The organism is Streptomyces sp. NPDC052299 (assembly GCF_040679335.1).
GTDB lineage: Bacteria > Actinomycetota > Actinomycetes > Streptomycetales > Streptomycetaceae > Streptomyces.
On sequence record NZ_JBFAUP010000016.1, the window covers coordinates 25,622 to 42,102 of the forward strand.

A 16,481-nucleotide genomic window follows, 5' to 3' on the forward strand; every position below is an offset into this window, starting at 1 on the left:
CGCTGGGCCCGCATCCGGCCTGCGGCTGTCCCACTGGCTGGGACTTCACGGGGCGAGGGCGGAGCCGAAGGGGAGGTTCCGGATGACGGTGAAGAGCAGCAGTACGGCGCCGATCGCCCACCAGTGCACCGGTCGCAGCCCGATCCGCAGGGGCTTCCCGCGGGCCTCGCGGATCAGCCATACGGTCCACAGCACGGCGAAGATCCCGTAGCCGGCCACGGCGAGCGCGTTGGCGCCGAAGGCGGCGGCCAGGTCGCCGTGGGCGAAGGCGTGGGCGCTGCGGAGGCCGCCGCAGCCGGGGCAGTAGATGCCGGTGAACCGCAGCAGCGGGCAGACGGGGTAGTGGCCGGGCTGGTTCGGGTCGACGGTGGCGACGTATCCGAAGGCGCCGACGACGGCGGCGAGCACGCCCACCGGGACGGCGGTCCGCCGCAGCCGGGAGGCACCGGCGGGGGCCGTCGGGAAGAGGGGGGCCCGCACGGGGGCGAAGGGCGGCGGCCCGGGGGCGGGGTCCGGGGCCGAAGGGGCGGCGGGGGTTGGCGTTGCGTCCACCCGGTGATTGTCGCCGCTGACGCGGAAAGGCGCAGCCCGGTCCGGGCCGCGCCTTTCCGGCGTACGTGGTGCGGGGGTCAGGAGGTCTGCGCCTGGCCGGCACGCGCGCGGGCTGCGGTCAGCTCGGCCGACTCCTTCGGCATGCCGAGGCCCGCGGCCTTCATCGCGAGGCCGACGACACCACCGAGCAGGACGACGCCCATGCCGGCCCAGAAGCCGAGCGGGTTGGCCGCGACCATGAAGACGCCCGCGACGCAGAAGCCGATGAAGGCGATGATGACACCGGTCCAGGCGGCCGGGGTGTGTCCGTGGCTGCTGCCCGCCATGAGTTGCTCCTCGTTGGTGTTGCGCTGTTGGAATCGCTCGGGTCGCTGTGCCCACGGCCCGTGCCGCTGTGCCAGCTCACCGTCATTGTCCCGTACGTGCGGGTAGGACGTGAGCTGGGGGTCATGCCTCGCGCGTCGGGTCCTCGCCGCGGTCCAGGGCCTTCCACAGATCCTCGGGCCGGTCGGGGTCCAGCGGCCGGGAGGCCTTGCGGGGGCGGGGGGTGCCGTCGCGCTCGTAGCGCCCGGACATGGTGGGCCACCGGCTTCCGTAGCGCAGGGCGAGCAGTCCGGCGAGCAGGATCAGCAGGCCGCCGGCCGCCGTGACGTACGGCCAGACGGTGTGGCTGAGGGCGGTGATGGTGGCGGCGGCGTCTCCGCTGGTCTGCGCGGCCTTCTCGTCCAGTGCCCCGCTGTCGGACGCGCCGAGGAAGGCGCTCAGCGCGGCGCCGAGTCCGCTGAGCGCGAGGAGTCCGGCAACCACGCGCCGGCCCGCGCCGCGTACGGCGAAGACGGCGACGAGGGCGGCCAGGCCGACGATCGCGAGGGCGGCGGGGAGTCCGGTGACGTCCTGCCCGTCGGCGCTCAGCGGCAGGCTGCCGCCGCCGACGGGGGCCTTGCCCTCGGCCCAGGTCTGCCCGGAGGCGAGCAGGACGACGGTCGCGCCGGCCGCCCCGAGGAGCAGGCCGGCGGCCAGGGTGCGGCGGCTCCCCGCACTGTCGGGCGCGGCGGCGGCTTCGGTACGGGGCTGGGGTACGGGGACGGCACTCACGTACTCCACTATCCCTCACCGGGCCGGAACGCCCCACCGCGCCCCTGGCGCGGGCGCACCGCTCAGGCGCCGCCGAGGCGGTTGGCGGTGTGGACGGCGCGGAGGACGGCGGCCGCCTTGTTGCGGCATTCGGTGTCCTCGGCGACCGGGTCGGAGTCGGCGACGACGCCCGCGCCCGCCTGGACGTAGGCGGTGCCGTCGCGGAGCAGGGCGGTGCGGATGGCGATGGCGGTGTCGGAGTCCCCGGCGAAGTCGAGGTAGCCGACGCAGCCCCCGTACAGGCCCCGGCGGGTGGGTTCCAGTTCCTCGATGATCTGGAGGGCGCGGGGCTTGGGGGCGCCGGAGAGGGTGCCGGCAGGGAAGCAGGCGGTCAGCACGTCGAAGGCGGTGCGCCCCTCGGCGACCTTGCCGGTGACCGTGGACACGATGTGCATGACGTGGGAGTAGCGCTCGATGGACATGAAGTCGACCACCTCGACGCTGCCCGGTTCGCAGACCCGGCCCAGGTCGTTGCGGCCGAGGTCGACGAGCATCAGGTGCTCGGCGCGCTCCTTGGGGTCGGCGAGGAGTTCGTCGGCGAGGGCCTGGTCCTCCTGCGGGGTGGCGCCGCGGTGCCGGGTGCCGGCGATGGGGTGGACCATGGCCCGGCCGTCCTCGACCTTGACCAGGGCCTCGGGGCTGGACCCGGCGACGTCGAAGCCGTCGAACCGGAAGAGGTACATGTACGGCGAGGGGTTGGTGGCGCGCAGCACCCGGTAGACGTCGAGGGCGCTCGCCGTGCACGGGGTCTCGAAGCGCTGGGAGGGCACCACCTGGAAGGCCTCGCCGGCCCGGATGCGCTCCTTCACGTCCTCGACGGCCTCCTGGTACGCCTGGCCGCCCCAGAGCGCGGTGTACGGGGGCAGCTCGGACGGGGGCAGGGCGGCGGGGGCGTTCTCGACGGGGCGGCGCAGGTCCCGCTCCATCGCGTCGAGCCGGGTGACGGCGTCGCTGTACGCCTCGTCCACGCCGGTGGCCAGGTCGTTGTGGTTGATGGCGTTGGCGATGAGCAGGACGCTGCCGTCCCAGTGGTCCAGGACCGCCAGGTCGGAGGTGAGCAGCATGGTCAGCTCGGGAAGCCGCAGGTCGTCGCCGCCGCTCTCGCCGATCTTCTCCAGGCGGCGCACGATGTCGTAGCCGAGGTAGCCGACCATGCCGCCGGTGAAGGGCGGGAGGCCGGATTCCCGGTCGTGCGGGGTGTGCAGGGCCTCGATGGTGGCGCGCAGGGCGTGCAGCGGGTCGCCGTCGACGGGCACGCCGACCGGCGGGGCGCCGAGCCAGTGGGCCTCGCCGTCGCGGGTGGTCAGCGTGGCGGCGCTGCGTACGCCGATGAAGGAGTAGCGCGACCAGGTGCGGCCGTTCTCCGCGGATTCCAGCAGGAAGGTGCCGGTGCGCTCGCCCGCGAGCTTGCGGTAGAGGCCGACGGGGGTGTCGCCGTCCGCCAGGAGGCGGCGGGTGACGGGGATGACGCGCCGGTCGACGGCCAGCTTGCGGAAGGTGTCGAGGTCCATGGCGGCTGACCCTACTGCCCGGTGAAGAGGGTGTCGGCGTCGAAGCAGGTGCGGTCGCCGGTGTGGCAGGCGGCGCCGGTCTGGTCGACCTTGACGAGGACGGTGTCGGCGTCGCAGTCCAGGGCGACGGACTTGACGAGCTGGATGTGGCCCGAGGTGTCGCCCTTGACCCAGTACTCCTGGCGGCTGCGGGACCAGTAGGTGCAGCGGCCGGTGGTGAGGGTGCGGTGCAGGGCCTCGTCGTCCATCCAGCCGAGCATGAGCACCTCGCCGGTGTCGTACTGCTGGGCGACGGCCGGGACCAGCCCGTCGGCACCGCGCTTGAGGCGGGCGGCGATGGCGGGGTCGAGGTCGCTGGCGGTCCGGGGGGTGCCGGGCGGGGGCGTGCTGCTCATGGGCCCCATTGTGCCGTGGTGGCGCGGGGTGTCCGGGCGGGCGTCCACTGGGCGGACGGCGGACGGCGGTCGTACGCTGGCGGGCATGTCGACCCATGCGAAGCGCGAACGTCTTCTGCTCGCCGACCTGTTGGAGGCGGCGGGTCCGCAGGCCCCGACCCTGTGCCACGGCTGGACGGCCCGCGATCTCGCCGCCCATGTGGTGGTGCGGGAGCGGCGCCCGGACGCGGCGGCCGGGACGCTCATCGGGCCGCTGAAGAGCCGCCGGGACCGGGTCATGGCCGAGTTCACCGAGAAGCCGTACGAGGAGCTGATCCAGCTCATCCGGACCGGCCCGCCCCGGATGTCCCCGTTCGGCCTGAAGCAGCTGGACGAGGCGGCGAACACGGTGGAGTTCTACGTCCACACGGAGGACGTGCGCCGGGCGCAGCCCGACTGGACGCCGCGTGAGCTGGACCCGGTCTTCGCGGACGTGCTGTGGGCGCGTACGGAGAAGGCGGCGCGGATGCTGGGCCGGAAGGCGCCCGTGGGCCTGGTGCTGCGCCGTCCGGACGGGCAGACCGCGGTGGCGCACCGGGGGACGCCGGTGGTGACGGTGACCGGTGAGCCGGGTGAGCTGCTGCTGTTCGCGTTCGGGCGGCAGGACGCGGCGCGGGTGGAGCTGGAGGGCGAGCCGGAGGCGATCGGCCGGGTGACGACGGCGAAGCTGGGCATGTAGCCCGCGCACGCCCCGGTCAGTGCGGGAGCTCGGCCCGGCGGAGCGGGGTCATGAGGAGTCCGGTGCCCGCACCGGTGGCGCACAGGGCGGCGCTGGCGACGAAGACCGGTCCGGTGCCCCAGAGGGCGACGGCGGCGCCGGTGACGGGGTAGCTGAGCGGCGCGAGGGCGTGCGTGAAGAGCGTGGAGACCGAGGTGACGCGGCCCAGGTAGGCCGGGTCGGTGACGGTCTGCGTGAGGGCGCCGCACAGCGAGCCGCCGAGGCCGGCGAAGAGCCCGACGAGGACCGCGACGGTCGCGGCGAGCGGTACGGAGGGCACGTACGCCAGGGCCGCGATGGCGACCGCCCCGACGAGGACGGTCAGGCACATGACCAGTCCGGCCCTGGCGACGCGGCCGCGTACGGCCAGGAGGAGGGCGGAGGCGCCCGCGCCGGTGCCGAAGGCGGCGACGACCCAGCCCATGCCGGAGGCGCCCCAGCCGCGTTCGTCGCTGAGCAGGATCAGGCCGAGGTTGAGGGGTCCGACGAAGCCGAGTTCGGTGACGGCGACGGTGAGCATCAGGGGCCCGAGGACGGGGTGGCGGCGGATGTGGCGCAGCCCGTCGGCCAGTTCGCGCCAGGCGGTTCGGGCGGGCGCGGCCGTCTCCGGTGCGGGCAGCGGGCGGAGGCGTACGGCCAGCAGGAGCGGGAGCGACACGGCGAAGAGGATCCCGGCGGCGGCGAAGGCGAGGACCGGGCCGCCGAAGGCGACGGCGACGCCGCCGAGCGGGGCGCCGACGACGTTGGCGGTACGACTGGCGAGGCCGCGCATGCCCTGGACGCGGGCGAGCTGGGAGGCGGCGGTGATCCGGGGCGGGAGGGCGCCCACGGCGGGCAGGAAGAGGGCGTCGACGGCGCCGAAGACGAGCGCGACGGCGACCAGCATCCACACCGTGGGTGCGGTGAGCAGCAGGGTCCCGGCGAGGGCGAGGATGACCAGGCAGCGGGCGGTGTCGCCGGCGACGACCACGCGGCGCGGGCCGAGCCGGTCGGCGAGCACTCCCCCGCCGAGCAGGAGCATCGCCCGGGGTATGGAACCCGCGGCGAGCACCAGGCCGGTCTGCGAGGCGTTTCCGGTGCGGGCGCCGGCCCAGGCGAGGGCCATGTAGTAGACGCTGTCGCCGATCATGGACGCGGTGTACGCGCCGAGCCAGCGCAGGACGTTGCCGTCGCGGTGGGCCGGGCGGGCGGGCGCTTCGGCGGGGCCGGGCAGGGTGGCGGTCACGGTCTCGTCCTCTCGGAGTCAGGTGCGGAACGGGAAGCCGTACACGTGGAGCGCGACGTTCTCGCGGTTCTCGCCGTCCCCGGCCTCTTCGCGGTCGCGGCCCTGCTGCTCGTAGCGCTTGATGAGGTCGTTCATCTCGGAGGCGAGTGCGGCGAGCTCCTCGGCGGTCAGCCGGGCCAGGTATTCGGAGCTGAAGGAGGCGCGGCGCCAGTCGGCGGACCAGGTGCGGTGCGCGTCGAGGTGGCGTCGGTACATCTCGACGTGCTGGTCGAAGGAGAGCCGGGTGACGGCGGAGTGGGTCGCGGCCTTCTCGGGCGCGTCGCTGAAGTCCTCGTCGTGGAAGGTCAGCCCTTCCGACGCGGGCTGCCACCAGCGCTCGCGGCCGTCGCGGCCCTGCCGGTCCGCCTCCTCGATCAGGCCGTGGTCGGCGAGCTTGCGCAGGTGGTAGCTGACGAGCGAGACCGCCTCGTCGACCTGCTCGGCGAGCTGGGAGGCGGTGGCCTGCCGGGCGATGTAGAGGGCCCGGTAGAGCTTCATCCGCAGGGGGTGTCCGAATGCCTTGAGGGTGCCGAGGTCGGAGACCCGGCGTGATGCGTCGCGTGCCATACGGATGAGCGTAGATGCGAAAGAAAAGTTGCACAATATTTGTTGCGGAAGAAAAGCTGTGCATCTGGTCCGGAACCGCGCGCCCCGCTCAGTCCGCCAGCAGGCGGCGGGCCGCGAGTGCGAGGGAGACCTCGGTCGCGTCGGAAGGGCGGGTCAGGCAGCGGCCGGTGAGCTGTTCGAAGCGGCGGAGGCGGTTGAGGACGGTGTTGCGGTGGCAGTAGAGCCGGGCGCCCGCCCGGGGCGCCGAGCCGTCCGCGTCGAACCACGCGGTGAGCGTTTCGATGAGCACGTCCCGGTCGGCCGCGTCCAGCCGGTCCAGCGGGCCCAGCACCCGGTCGGCGAGGGCCGCGCCGAGCACCGGGGACGAGACGACCAGGGCGGCGGGCAGGTGCGCGTCGAGCAGGACGGTCCCGCCGTCCGCCGGGCAGGCCCGCAGCGCCGTGTCCGCGAGGCGCCGGGCGTCCCCGACCGCGGCCAGCCCGTCCACCGCCGAACCGATGCCGGCCCGGGCCCCGGGCGGCACGCGCAGAGCGGCGGCCAGCGCGGCGAGGGCGTCCGCCGGGTCCGTGCCGTCGGCCCGGCCCAGCGACAGGACGGCGTACTCCGCCCCGGCTCCCGTGTGCCACACGGCGCCCGTGCCGTCGGGCAGCTCCAGGGGCGGGTGCGCCGCGCCGTGCGGGGAGCGGCGGGCGTCGCGCAGCGCGAGCACGGCGTACCGGCCGTCCTCGGGCAGGCCGAGGGCCGCCGCGGTGTCCGGGAGGTCGGCGATCTGGGCGGTGCCGTCGAGCAGCGCGGCCGTCATCAGGCGGTGCCGGTTCTCCCGGCGCCAGGCGAGGCGGCGCTCCGCCCTGCGGTAGGCGTCGGCGACCAGCCCGCAGTGCTCGTCCACGAAGTTCCAGACGTCCGCGGCGACGTGGACCAGCAGCCGGACGTCCTCGGGGTGGCGGCGGGCGGTCTCGTCCACCAGGTCCTGCCAGACCATCGCCCCGCCCATCCGGAACGCGTGCAGGACCGCGTCCAGCGGCACCCCCTGCTCGGCCCGGACCTCCCCGATCCGCCGCGACGTGCGGTGCGCGGCCTCCCGGAACTCGCGGGGCTGGATGAGCGAACCGACGTTGTGCCGCAGCGACTGGTGCACCTCCTGCCAGATCTCCGCCGGGTCGGCCTCGATCGCCGCCCGGTAGCCGGGCTCCCGCTCCCGCAGCGCCTCCACCATCCGGTCCGTCAGCTCCGGGAGCGCCGCCACCAGCACCCGGGCGGCCCGGTGCAGGACGGCGACGGCCTCGCGGTCGGCCAGCGACCGGAAGCGGCGCGGGACCGGGGCGACGGGCGGGGGCGCGTGCAGCGCCCTGACCCGTGAACGTACGACCTGTGGCATGGCGGCCTCCACCGGGATTCGGCCGGCTCGGTGAACGGCCGGCTCCGGCACGCCCCGCCCAGGACAGGGCCGCGGGCGCAGCGAATGATCCTGACGTCCGCAGAATGACATACCGCCCAGTCGGTACCTAGAGGTGTGCGGCCTCCTTCTCATCACGGTCCGGCAACTCCGGTGGTCTCAGCGCCCGTTCCCCAGCAGCCCGGCCAGCTCCGTGCGCGAGCGCACGCCCAGGGCGGCGAAGACGTTGCGCAGGTGGTGGTCGACGGTCCGGGTGCTCACCGAGAGCCGCCGCGCCACCTCCCGGTTGGTGGCCCCCTCGGCCACGCACCGGGCGATCCGGGCCTGTTGCGGGGTGAGCCCGGCCAGCGGCGCGGCCGCCCCGGCGGGCTCCGGGGCCTCCACCGCGGCACCGGCGGCCCGGAGTTCGCCGCTCGCCCGGGCCGCCCAGGCCGGGGCCCCGCACCGCTCGAACCCGACGAGGGCGTCCCGCAGCGGCTCGCGGGCCTCACGGGTGCGGCGCCGCCTGCGCAGCCAGGACCCGAACAGCAGCCGGGTCCTGGCCTGTTCGAAGTCGCCGCCGGCCCGGTCGTGATGGGCCAGCGCCTCCGCGTAGCGCCCGGCGGCCTCGCTCTCCGGCGCCAGCAGGGCCCGGCAGCGGGCGAGTTGGGCGGGGACCTGGGGGTCCGTGGTGCGCGTCGCCCAGACGGCGAACTCCGCCACCGCCCCGGCCACCGGGTCCGCCTCCCCGCCCCGGGCGGCCCGCCCGGCCAGGACGGACGCCTCGACGTAGCAGGGCACGGCGAGCATCCGGGTGGCGAAGTGGCCGCGCCGGGGCCCGGGCCGGACGAGCGGGTCGAGCCGCGCCGCCGCCTCCGCCGGGCGCCCGGCCGCCAGGTCGGCCCGGGCGAGCGCCCAGGTGGCCAGGGTCTCGGCCTGGACGAGCCCGTGCGGCGCGGCGCCCGCGAGCGCGGCTCCGGCGTGCGCCGCGCACTCCCGCGCGCCGCTCTCCACCGAGGCCGCGAGGGCGAGTACGGCGTGCAGGTGGGCGGCGGTGTTGGGGCGCCCCGCGCGGCGGGCCGCGCGCAGGCCGTCCAGCGCGTGGGCCCGGGCCCGGGCGTGCCGCCCGGCGCGCAGCTCCGCGTAGGCCAGCTGTTCCAGCACCGGTGGCAGCAGGGCACCGGCACCGCTCGCGTGTACGGCGGCGAGGGCACGGACCCCGGCCCGGCAGGCGGCGTCGAGGTCGCCGAGCACGAGTCCGGCCGCCCCGGCCCGCGACAGCGCACCCGGGTCGCGGGCGCCGGAGTCGAGGCAGCGGCGCAGCAGCAGGTGCCCCGCGCCGATCCGCCCGCGCAGCACGGCGCACATCCCGTCCCGGTAGTGGGCCAGGTCCCGGTCGGCGGCGTCCGTGGGGATACGGGTCAGCGCGTCGAGGTAGCCGAGGGCGTCCCCCGCCGCCCAGGCGGCCTCGGCGGCCCCGAGCAGGGCGTCCCGGGCACCCCCGGGGTCGTGCGGGGCGAGCAGGGCGGCGGCGGTGAGCAGGGTCTCGTGGGCGTCGGGGGCGGGTCCGTCGGCGAGGGCGAGCAGGCCGCGGGTGCGGAGGGCCGCACCGTGGCCGGGTGCGGGGGCCGCCCGGGCCAGCAGCGCGCGGGCCCGCCCCGGCTCTCCCGCGAGCCGGTGCTGCTCGGCCGCCGCCGCGAACCGGGCGGACCGCCGGCCTGTCGGGTGGATCGGGCGGGGCTCGTCCGGGGTCAGCGCGGCCGCGTGGGCCAGAGCGGTCGCGCGGTCGGCGTGCGGGAGGGGCGGGGCGGCGGCGGCCTCCAGGGCGGCGGCGAGCGCGGCATCGGGGCCGGGGGACGCGCAGGCCCGCTGGACGAGGGCGGCGAACCCGGGCCCGAGGAGCCCGGCGAGCAGGGCGTGCGCCGCGCGGCGGCGGTCCGGGGGCGCCCGGTGCAGGAGGGCGCGGCGCATCAGGGGCTCCCGGAAGTGGACGCGGTCGCCGGCCCGTTGGAGCGCTCCCGCCGTGCCGCCCGGGCCGTCCAGGGCGAGGTCGGACGCGGCGGGCGGTACGGCGGCCGACGCGGCGGCGCGGCGCACGAGGGCGAGGTCCGCCCCCGCGCCCTCGGGCTCGTGCGCGTGGGCGGCGGCCGCGATCAGGAGCAGGGTCCGGGTGGCGGCGGGGAGGTGGCCGACGCGGTCGGCGTGGGCGGCCAGGACCTCCTCGCCGCCGGGCAGCGGGTGGGGCAGCGGGGTCCGCCCGGCGAGCTGGCCGGGGGTGAGGCGGGCGGTGAGACCGGTGAGCAGCCCGGGGTTCCCGGCCGCCTCCCGGAGCAGTTCGCCGCGCACCACCGGGTCGGCCGGGTCCGCCCCGGTGAGCCGGTCCAGGAGCGCGGCGGCCGCCTCGTCGTCCAGGGGGCCGGGGCGGAGGGCGGGCAGCCCGGCGAAGCCGGTCCCGTCCCCGGTGGCGATCAGCACGGCGACCGGGGTGCCCGGTCCGAGCCGGCGGGCGGTGAGGGCGAGGGCGGCGCGGGAGTCGGGGTCCCAGAGGTGGGCGTCGTCCACGCACACGAGGAGGGGCCGCCCACCGCCGGTCCGCCGGAACAGGGCGAGGAGTCCGTCACGCGGTGCGGGCTCACCGGGGGCGGGGCCCGCGGCGGACAGCAGGGCGCGCAGCCCGCTGTACGGGACCCACCGTTCGCCGGGGGCGGCGACCACGTGGAGGACGGGTCCCGTGCCCCGTTCTCGGTGCGCGGCGACGGCGTGGGCCAGCAGGGCGGTGCGGCCCGAACCGGGCGGGGCCGTGAGGACCAGGGCGCCGCCGTCGCCGCCCTGAAGGCGGGTCAGCAGGGCGTCCAGAGCGGCGAGTTCACCGCTGCGGCCGTACAGCCGGAGCGGACTGTGCACGGTCGTGGGGGAAGTCACGCCCGGCACCCTAGGCCCGCGTGCCGGGACCCGGAAGACGCTCGTACGGACGTGGGGCGCCCTCCCAGGGAAGGACGCCCCATGTCTGTGCACGCGCACAACCGGCCGGTCAGCGCACCGGGTGCCCGGTCTCCGCCAGCGCGGCCTTGACCTCGGAGATGCGCAGGTCGCCGAAGTGGAAGACGGACGCGGCCAGGACCGCGTCGGCCCCGGCGTCGATGGCCGGCGCGAAGTCGGCCAGCCGGCCCGCGCCGCCGGAGGCGATGACGGGCACGCGGACGTGCTCGCGGACGGCGGCGATCATCTCGGTGTCGTAGCCGTCCTTCGTCCCGTCGGCGTCCATCGAGTTGAGCAGGATCTCACCGGCGCCGAGCTCCGCCGCCCGGTGGGCCCACTCGACGGCGTCGATGCCGGTGCCCCGGCGGCCGCCGTGCGTGGTGACCTCGAACGTGCCTTCCGGGGTGCGCCGGGCGTCCACCGAGAGCACCAGGACCTGGCGGCCGAAGCGCTCGGCGATCTCCCGGATCAGCTCCGGCCGGGCGATGGCCGCCGTGTTGACGCCCACCTTGTCCGCACCGGCCCGGAGCAGCTTGTCGACGTCGTCCGGGGTGCGGACGCCGCCGCCGACGGTGAGCGGGATGAAGACCTGCTCGGCGGTGCGGCGCACCACGTCGTAGGTGGTCTCCCGGTCGCCGCTGGACGCGGTGATGTCCAGGAAGGTCAGCTCGTCGGCGCCCTCGGCGTCGTACAGCTTCGCCATCTCGACGGGGTCGCCCGCGTCCCGCAGGTTCTGGAAGTTGACGCCCTTGACGACCCGGCCGTTGTCCACGTCGAGGCAGGGGATGACGCGTACCGCGAGGCTCATCGCGCACCCGCCCGGTATGCCTCGACCTCGACCTCGACGACCAGGCTCGGGTCGACGAAGCCGGAGACCACGAGCATGGTGGCGGCGGGGCGCACGGCGTCGAACAGCTCCTTGTGGGCGCGGCCGACCTCGTCGGTGTCCCGGGCGTGCATGACGTACATCCGGGTGCGGACGACGTCCTCGCGGCCGAGGCCCAGTTCCCTCAGCGCCTCGAAGGCGACGTTGAAGGCGGTGACCGTCTGGTCGTACGGACCGCCCGCGGCGATCTCGCCGCCCACCACCGACGTACAGCCGGAGACGAGCACCGTGCCGTTCGGCAGTTCGACGGCGCGGGAGTAGCCGAACTTCTCCTCCCAGGGGGCGCCGGAGGAGACGCGGCGCACGGCTGCGGAACCGGTCATGCGGAGACCGCCTCCAGCGCCTCTTCGAGGGTGAACGCCTTCGCGTACAGGGCCTTGCCGACGATCGCGCCCTCGACGCCGGCCGGGACCAGCGAGGCGATGGCGCGCAGGTCGTCCAGCGAGGAGACGCCGCCGGAGGCGACGACGGGCTTGTCGGTGGCGGCGCAGACGTTCTTCAGGAGCTCCAGGTTGGGGCCCTGGAGCGTGCCGTCCTTGGCGATGTCGGTGACGACGTAGCGGGCGCAGCCCTCGGAGTCGAGGCGGGCCAGCGTCTCGTAGAGGTCGCCGCCGTCGCGGGTCCAGCCCCGGCCGCGCAGCGTGGTGCCGCGCACGTCGAGGCCGACGGCGATCTTGTCGCCGTGCTCGGCGATGACCTTGGCGACCCACTCGGGGGTCTCCAAGGCGGCGGTGCCGAGGTTGACCCGGCGGCAGCCGGTGGCGAGGGCGGCGGCGAGCGAGGCGTCGTCGCGGATGCCGCCGGACAGCTCGACCTTGATGTCCATGGCCCCGGCGACCTCGGCGATGAGGGCGCGGTTGTCCCCGGTGCCGAAGGCGGCGTCCAGGTCGACCAGGTGCAGCCACTCGGCGCCGGCGCGCTGCCAGGCGAGTGCGGCCTCCAGCGGGGAGCCGTAGGAGGTCTCGGAGCCGGACTCGCCGTGCACCAGGCGGACCGCCTGGCCGTCGCGGACGTCTACGGCGGGGAGCAGTTCAAGCTTCGGCATTACAGCGTCTCGATCCAGTTGGTCAGCAGCTGGGCGCCGGCATCGCCGGACTTCTCGGGGTGGAACTGGGTGGCCCACAGCGCGCCGTTCTCCACGGCCGCCACGAACCGTTCGCCGTGCGTGGCCCAGGTGACCCTGGGGGCACGGATCTTCGGGTTGGTGACTTCGAGGTCCCAGTCGTGCGCCGCGTACGAGTGCACGAAGTAGTACCGGGCACCGGCGTCGAGTCCGGCGAACAGCTGGGAGTCCTCGGGGGCTTCGACGGTGTTCCAGCCCATGTGCGGGACGACGTCGGCCTTCAGCGGGCCGACCGTGCCGGGCCACTCGTCCAGGCCCTCGGTCTCCACCCCGTGCTCGATGCCGCGTTCGAACAGGATCTGCATGCCGACGCAGATGCCCATCACGGGGCGTCCGCCGGCCAGCCTGCGGCCGATGACCCACTCGCCGCGGGCCTTCTTCAGGCCCTCCATGCACGCCGAGAACGCGCCGACGCCGGGCACGAGCAGCCCGTCCGCGTTCATCGCGGCGTCGAAGTCGCGGGTGATCTCGACGTCCGCGCCGACGTGGGCGAGGGCGCGCTCGGCGGAACGGACGTTGCCGAAGCCGTAGTCGAAGACGACGACCTTCTTCTTCGTATCCACGTGTCGCTCGTCGCTTCCTAGTCCCAGAGACCTTGAATGCGCAGGACGCCCGCCACCAGACACATCAGCGATGCGATGGAGAGCAGGACGATGACGCCCTTGGGCATGCCCTGCTTGGAGAAGGAGTAGACCCCGCCGGCCAGGAACAGGCCGACCAGGATCAGGATGGTGTTGAGGCCGGTCACAGGGCGCCCTTCGTGGAGGGGAGGATTCCGGCCGCGCGCGGGTCGTGCTCGCTGGCGTAGCGCAGGGCGCGGGCGAGCGCCTTGAACTGGCACTCCACGATGTGGTGCGCGTTGCGCCCGTAGGGGACGTGGACGTGCAGGGCGATCTGCGCCTGGGCGACGAACGACTCCAGGATGTGCCGGGTCATCGTCGTGTCGTAGGCGCCGATCATCGGCGCCATGTTCTCGGGCTCGGTGTGCACCAGGTAGGGGCGGCCGGAGAGGTCGACGGTGACCTGGGCGAGCGACTCGTCCAGCGGGACGGTGCAGTTGCCGAAGCGGTAGATGCCGACCTTGTCGCCGAGCGCCTGCTTGAAGGCGGCGCCGAGCGCGAGGGCGGTGTCCTCGATGGTGTGGTGCGAGTCGATGTGCAGGTCGCCGTCGGTCTTGACGGTCAGGTCGAACAGACCGTGCCGGCCGAGCTGGTCGAGCATGTGGTCGTAGAAGCCGACCCCGGTCGCGACGTCGACCTTGCCGGTGCCGTCGAGGTTGATCTCGACCAGCACGGAGGTTTCCTTCGTGGTCCGTTCCACGCGGCCTGTGCGGGGGCTCATGCGTCGTGCTCCTTCTTGATGTCGCGCACCGCGTCGAGGAACGCGTCGTTCTCTGCCGGGGTCCCCGCGGAGACCCGCAGCCATCCGGGTACGCCGTTGTCCCGGATCAGGACGCCCCGGTCGAGGATCTGCCGCCACGCGGTGTGGCTGTCGGCGAAGCGGCCGAACTGGACGAAGTTGGCGTCCGATTCGGTGACGTCGAAGCCGAGCCCGCGCAGCTCGGTGACGATCCGGTCGCGCTCGCTCTTGAGCTGCGCGACGTACCCGAGGAGCGTATCGGTGTGCTCCAGGGCGGCGAGCGCGGTGGCCTGGGTGACGGAGGACAGGTGGTACGGCAGCCGGACCAGCTGCACCGCGTCGACCACGGCCGGGTCGGCGGCGAGGTAGCCGAGGCGGAGCCCGGCGGCGCCGAACGCCTTCGACATGGTGCGCGAGAGGACCAGGTGGCGGCGGCCCTCGATCAGCGGCAGCAGCGAGGGGTGGTGGCTGAACTCGCCGTACGCCTCGTCCACGACGACCATCGCAGGACCCGCGGCCTGCGCGGCCTCGTACAGCGCGAGGACGGTGCCGGCGTCGACGGCGGTGCCGGTGGGGTTGTTCGGGGAGGTGATGAAGACGACGTCGGGGCGACGCTCCGCGATGACGGCGCACGCGGCGTCGACGTCGATAGTGAAGTCCTCGTTGCGCGGGCCGGAGATCCAGCCGGTGCCGGTGCCGCGCGAGATGAGGGCGTGCATCGAGTACGAGGGTTCGAAGCCGATCGCGGTGCGGCCGGGCCCGCCGAAGGTCTGGAGCAGCTGCTGAAGGACCTCGTTGGAGCCGTTGGCGGCCCAGACGTTGGCGGCCTCGACGCGGTGTCCGGCGGTGCGGGTGAGGTAGCGGGCGAGCTCGGTGCGCAGCTCGACGGCGTCCCGGTCCGGGTAGCGGTTGAGGTCGCGGGCGGCCTCGCGGACCCGTTCGGCGATGCGGTCGACCAGGGCTTCGGGCAGCGGGTAGGGGTTCTCGTTGGTGTTGAGGCGTACGGGTACGTCGAGCTGGGGCGCGCCGTACGGGGTCTGGCCGCGCAGTTCGTCGCGGATGGGCAGGGCGTCCCAGGGGTTGGCCGTGGGGCCGCCCGCGTTGTTCTTCGTCACTGCTGGGGAACCTTCCACCCGAACCTGGCCTTGAGCGCGGCGCCGTGGGCGGGGAGGTCCTCCGCCTCGGCGAGGGTCACCACGTGGTGGGTGACCTCGGCGAGCGCGTCGCGCGTGTAGTCGACGATGTGGATGCCGCGCAGGAAGGACTGCACGGACAGGCCCGAGGAGTGGCAGGCGCAGCCGCCGGTGGGCAGGACGTGGTTGGAGCCGGCGCAGTAGTCGCCGAGCGAGACGGGCGACCAGGGGCCCACGAAGACCGCGCCGGCGTTGCGGACGCGGTCGGCGAGCGCGGCGGCGTCGGCGGTCTGGATCTCCAGGTGCTCGGCGGCGTACGCGTTGACGACGGTGAGGCCGTCCTCCAGGTCGTTGACGAGGACGACGGCGGACTGCCGGCCGGCCAGGGCGGGCCGGATGCGCTCCTCGACGTGCTTGGTCGCGGCGACCTGGGTGACCAGCTCGGCCTCGGTGGCGGCGGCCAGCTCCTCGGAGTCGGTGACGAGGACGGCGGCGGCCATCGGGTCGTGCTCGGCCTGGCTGATCAGGTCGGCGGCGACGTGCACCGGGTCGGCGGTGGCGTCGGCCAGGATGGCGATCTCGGTGGGCCCGGCTTCGGCGTCGATGCCGATGCGGCCCTTGAGGAGGCGCTTGGCGGCGGCGACGTAGATGTTGCCGGGGCCGGTGACCAGGTCGACGGGCAGGCAGTCCTCGGTGCCGTACGCGAACATCGCGACGGCCTGGGCGCCGCCGGCCGCGTAGACCTCGTCCACGCCGAGGAGGGCGCAGGCGGCCAGGATCGTGGGGTGCGGCAGTCCGCCGAACTCCTTCTGGGGCGGCGAGGCGACGGCGAGGCCGGGGACGCCCGCCTCCTGGGCCGGGACGACGTTCATCACGACGGAGGAGGGGTAGACCGCGCGGCCGCCCGGCACGTAGAGCCCGACGCGGTCGACGGGCACCCACTTCTCGGTGACCGTGCCGCCGGGGACGACCTGGGTGGTGTGCGTGGTGCGGCGCTGGGCGCGGTGGACGAGGCGGGCGCGGCGGATGGACTCGTCGAGGGCGGCGCGGACGGCCGGGTCGAGCTCGTCCAGCGCCCGGGCGAGGGCGGCGGCGGGCACCCGGACCGATACCAGCCGGACGCCGTCGAACTTCTCCCCCCAGTCGATCACTGCCGCCGAGCCACGATGGCGTACGTCCTCGCAGATGGGCCGCACCGTCTCCAGGGCGGCTTCCACGTCGAACTCGGCACGGGGCAGCAGGTCGCGCAGGGCGCCACCCTCGGGGAGGGCATCGCCGCGCAGATCGATTCGAGAGATCACACCGCAATTCTCGCAGACCGCCGCGCGCGGCCGGACGCCCGTATCACTGGCTGATACATGCCGGTGCTGTGACGGCTGACTATGTGCGTTCATTCCGTCACTCAGAGGGAATAACGGGTTCACGCCTCCGAACGAAAGGGGCACC

18 protein-coding genes are annotated in these 16,481 nt (G+C 74.8%); 1 reads left to right on the forward strand and 17 read right to left on the reverse strand.

All coding sequences use genetic code 11. From position 1 onward, the window contains the following. Positions 1 to 45: 45 nt before the first annotated feature. The 5 genes from AB0L33_RS25365 to hisI all read right to left on the reverse strand — a co-directional run bounded on the left by AB0L33_RS25365 (position 46) and on the right by hisI (position 3,592). The gene (locus AB0L33_RS25365) at positions 46 to 480 is read right to left on the reverse strand and encodes a DUF2752 domain-containing protein (protein ID WP_365685296.1); all 435 of its coding nucleotides are present in this window, start codon (positions 478 to 480) and stop codon (positions 46 to 48) included. Positions 481 to 629: 149 nt separating this feature from the next. Continuing rightward, on the reverse strand, positions 630 to 878 hold the full coding sequence (locus AB0L33_RS25370) for an HGxxPAAW family protein (protein ID WP_365685076.1): 249 nt from the start codon (positions 876 to 878) through the stop codon (positions 630 to 632). 121 nt (positions 879 to 999) lie between these two features. Then, the gene (locus AB0L33_RS25375; RefSeq protein ID WP_365685078.1) at positions 1,000 to 1,656 is read right to left on the reverse strand and encodes a TIGR02234 family membrane protein; all 657 of its coding nucleotides are present in this window, start codon (positions 1,654 to 1,656) and stop codon (positions 1,000 to 1,002) included. A 53-nt stretch (positions 1,657 to 1,709) separates the two neighbouring features. Next, on the reverse strand, positions 1,710 to 3,197 hold the full coding sequence (locus AB0L33_RS25380; protein WP_365685079.1) for an anthranilate synthase component I: 1,488 nt from the start codon (positions 3,195 to 3,197) through the stop codon (positions 1,710 to 1,712). 11 nt (positions 3,198 to 3,208) lie between these two features. Beyond that, positions 3,209 to 3,592, reverse strand: a complete 384-nt coding sequence (gene hisI / locus AB0L33_RS25385) for a phosphoribosyl-AMP cyclohydrolase (protein ID WP_365685081.1) — start codon at positions 3,590 to 3,592, stop codon at positions 3,209 to 3,211. A gap of 85 nt (positions 3,593 to 3,677) precedes the next feature. Between hisI and AB0L33_RS25390 the strand changes: the two genes are divergently transcribed. Then, the gene (locus AB0L33_RS25390) at positions 3,678 to 4,310 is read left to right on the forward strand and encodes a TIGR03085 family metal-binding protein (protein ID WP_365685083.1); all 633 of its coding nucleotides are present in this window, start codon (positions 3,678 to 3,680) and stop codon (positions 4,308 to 4,310) included. Positions 4,311 to 4,326: 16 nt separating this feature from the next. Here the strand turns inward: AB0L33_RS25390 and AB0L33_RS25395 are convergent, their stop codons facing one another. From AB0L33_RS25395 to hisD, 12 genes are all read right to left on the reverse strand, one after another. Further along, positions 4,327 to 5,574 carry an MFS transporter gene (locus AB0L33_RS25395; RefSeq protein WP_365685084.1) on the reverse strand — a complete coding sequence of 416 codons (1,248 nt, stop codon included), beginning with the start codon at positions 5,572 to 5,574 and terminating at the stop codon, positions 4,327 to 4,329. A gap of 18 nt (positions 5,575 to 5,592) precedes the next feature. Further along, complete coding sequence (locus AB0L33_RS25400) at positions 5,593 to 6,180, reverse strand: helix-turn-helix domain-containing protein (protein ID WP_365685086.1); 588 nt, start codon at positions 6,178 to 6,180, stop codon at positions 5,593 to 5,595. A gap of 88 nt (positions 6,181 to 6,268) precedes the next feature. Then, on the reverse strand, positions 6,269 to 7,558 hold the full coding sequence (locus AB0L33_RS25405) for a helix-turn-helix domain-containing protein (RefSeq protein ID WP_365685088.1): 1,290 nt from the start codon (positions 7,556 to 7,558) through the stop codon (positions 6,269 to 6,271). Positions 7,559 to 7,735: 177 nt separating this feature from the next. Next, positions 7,736 to 10,459 (reverse strand): LuxR C-terminal-related transcriptional regulator, encoded by a 2,724-nt coding sequence (locus AB0L33_RS25410; RefSeq protein WP_365685298.1) that lies wholly within the window; start codon positions 10,457 to 10,459, stop codon positions 7,736 to 7,738. A gap of 127 nt (positions 10,460 to 10,586) precedes the next feature. Next, positions 10,587 to 11,342 carry an imidazole glycerol phosphate synthase subunit HisF gene (hisF, locus tag AB0L33_RS25415; RefSeq protein WP_365685090.1) on the reverse strand — a complete coding sequence of 252 codons (756 nt, stop codon included), beginning with the start codon at positions 11,340 to 11,342 and terminating at the stop codon, positions 10,587 to 10,589. Further along, positions 11,339 to 11,743: a RidA family protein gene (locus AB0L33_RS25420; protein ID WP_365685096.1), complete on the reverse strand. Its 405-nt coding sequence runs from the start codon at positions 11,741 to 11,743 to the stop codon at positions 11,339 to 11,341. Before AB0L33_RS25420 ends, hisF begins: the two co-directional genes overlap by 4 nt. Beyond that, entirely contained in the window at positions 11,740 to 12,465 is a 726-nt protein-coding gene (priA, locus tag AB0L33_RS25425; RefSeq protein WP_365685098.1) for a bifunctional 1-(5-phosphoribosyl)-5-((5-phosphoribosylamino)methylideneamino)imidazole-4-carboxamide isomerase/phosphoribosylanthranilate isomerase PriA, read from the reverse strand. Before priA ends, AB0L33_RS25420 begins: the two co-directional genes overlap by 4 nt. After that, entirely contained in the window at positions 12,465 to 13,106 is a 642-nt protein-coding gene (gene hisH / locus AB0L33_RS25430) for an imidazole glycerol phosphate synthase subunit HisH (protein ID WP_073864622.1), read from the reverse strand. The genes priA and hisH overlap by 1 nt, the downstream gene beginning before the upstream one ends. 17 nt (positions 13,107 to 13,123) lie before the next feature. Continuing rightward, on the reverse strand, positions 13,124 to 13,291 hold the full coding sequence (locus tag AB0L33_RS25435; RefSeq protein ID WP_018104487.1) for a hypothetical protein: 168 nt from the start codon (positions 13,289 to 13,291) through the stop codon (positions 13,124 to 13,126). Further along, positions 13,288 to 13,884 carry an imidazoleglycerol-phosphate dehydratase HisB gene (gene hisB, locus AB0L33_RS25440; protein ID WP_365685100.1) on the reverse strand — a complete coding sequence of 199 codons (597 nt, stop codon included), beginning with the start codon at positions 13,882 to 13,884 and terminating at the stop codon, positions 13,288 to 13,290. Before hisB ends, AB0L33_RS25435 begins: the two co-directional genes overlap by 4 nt. After that, a complete protein-coding gene (locus tag AB0L33_RS25445; protein WP_365685102.1) occupies positions 13,881 to 15,017 on the reverse strand; it encodes a histidinol-phosphate transaminase in 1,137 nt (378 codons plus the stop codon). Before AB0L33_RS25445 ends, hisB begins: the two co-directional genes overlap by 4 nt. Then, positions 15,014 to 16,336 carry a histidinol dehydrogenase gene (hisD, locus tag AB0L33_RS25450; protein WP_365685104.1) on the reverse strand — a complete coding sequence of 441 codons (1,323 nt, stop codon included), beginning with the start codon at positions 16,334 to 16,336 and terminating at the stop codon, positions 15,014 to 15,016. Before hisD ends, AB0L33_RS25445 begins: the two co-directional genes overlap by 4 nt. Between the last annotated feature and the right edge of the window lie 145 nt (positions 16,337 to 16,481).

Bases quoted from the DNA above. Each gene is read 5' to 3' on its own strand.
- hisI (WP_365685081.1), bottom strand. From the start codon at position 3,592: ATGAGCAGCACGCCCCCGCCCGGCACCCCCCGGACCGCCAGCGACCTC.
- AB0L33_RS25405 (WP_365685088.1), bottom strand. From the start codon at position 7,558: ATGCCACAGGTCGTACGTTCACGGGTCAGGGCGCTGCACGCGCCCCCG.
- AB0L33_RS25420 (WP_365685096.1), bottom strand. From the start codon at position 11,743: ATGACCGGTTCCGCAGCCGTGCGCCGCGTCTCCTCCGGCGCCCCCTGG.
- AB0L33_RS25400 (WP_365685086.1), bottom strand. From the start codon at position 6,180: ATGGCACGCGACGCATCACGCCGGGTCTCCGACCTCGGCACCCTCAAG.
- AB0L33_RS25370 (WP_365685076.1), bottom strand. From the start codon at position 878: ATGGCGGGCAGCAGCCACGGACACACCCCGGCCGCCTGGACCGGTGTC.
- hisF (WP_365685090.1), bottom strand. From the start codon at position 11,342: ATGAGCCTCGCGGTACGCGTCATCCCCTGCCTCGACGTGGACAACGGC.
- AB0L33_RS25390 (WP_365685083.1), top strand. From the start codon at position 3,678: ATGTCGACCCATGCGAAGCGCGAACGTCTTCTGCTCGCCGACCTGTTG.
- priA (WP_365685098.1), bottom strand. From the start codon at position 12,465: ATGCCGAAGCTTGAACTGCTCCCCGCCGTAGACGTCCGCGACGGCCAG.
- hisB (WP_365685100.1), bottom strand. From the start codon at position 13,884: ATGAGCCCCCGCACAGGCCGCGTGGAACGGACCACGAAGGAAACCTCC.
- AB0L33_RS25380 (WP_365685079.1), bottom strand. From the start codon at position 3,197: ATGGACCTCGACACCTTCCGCAAGCTGGCCGTCGACCGGCGCGTCATC.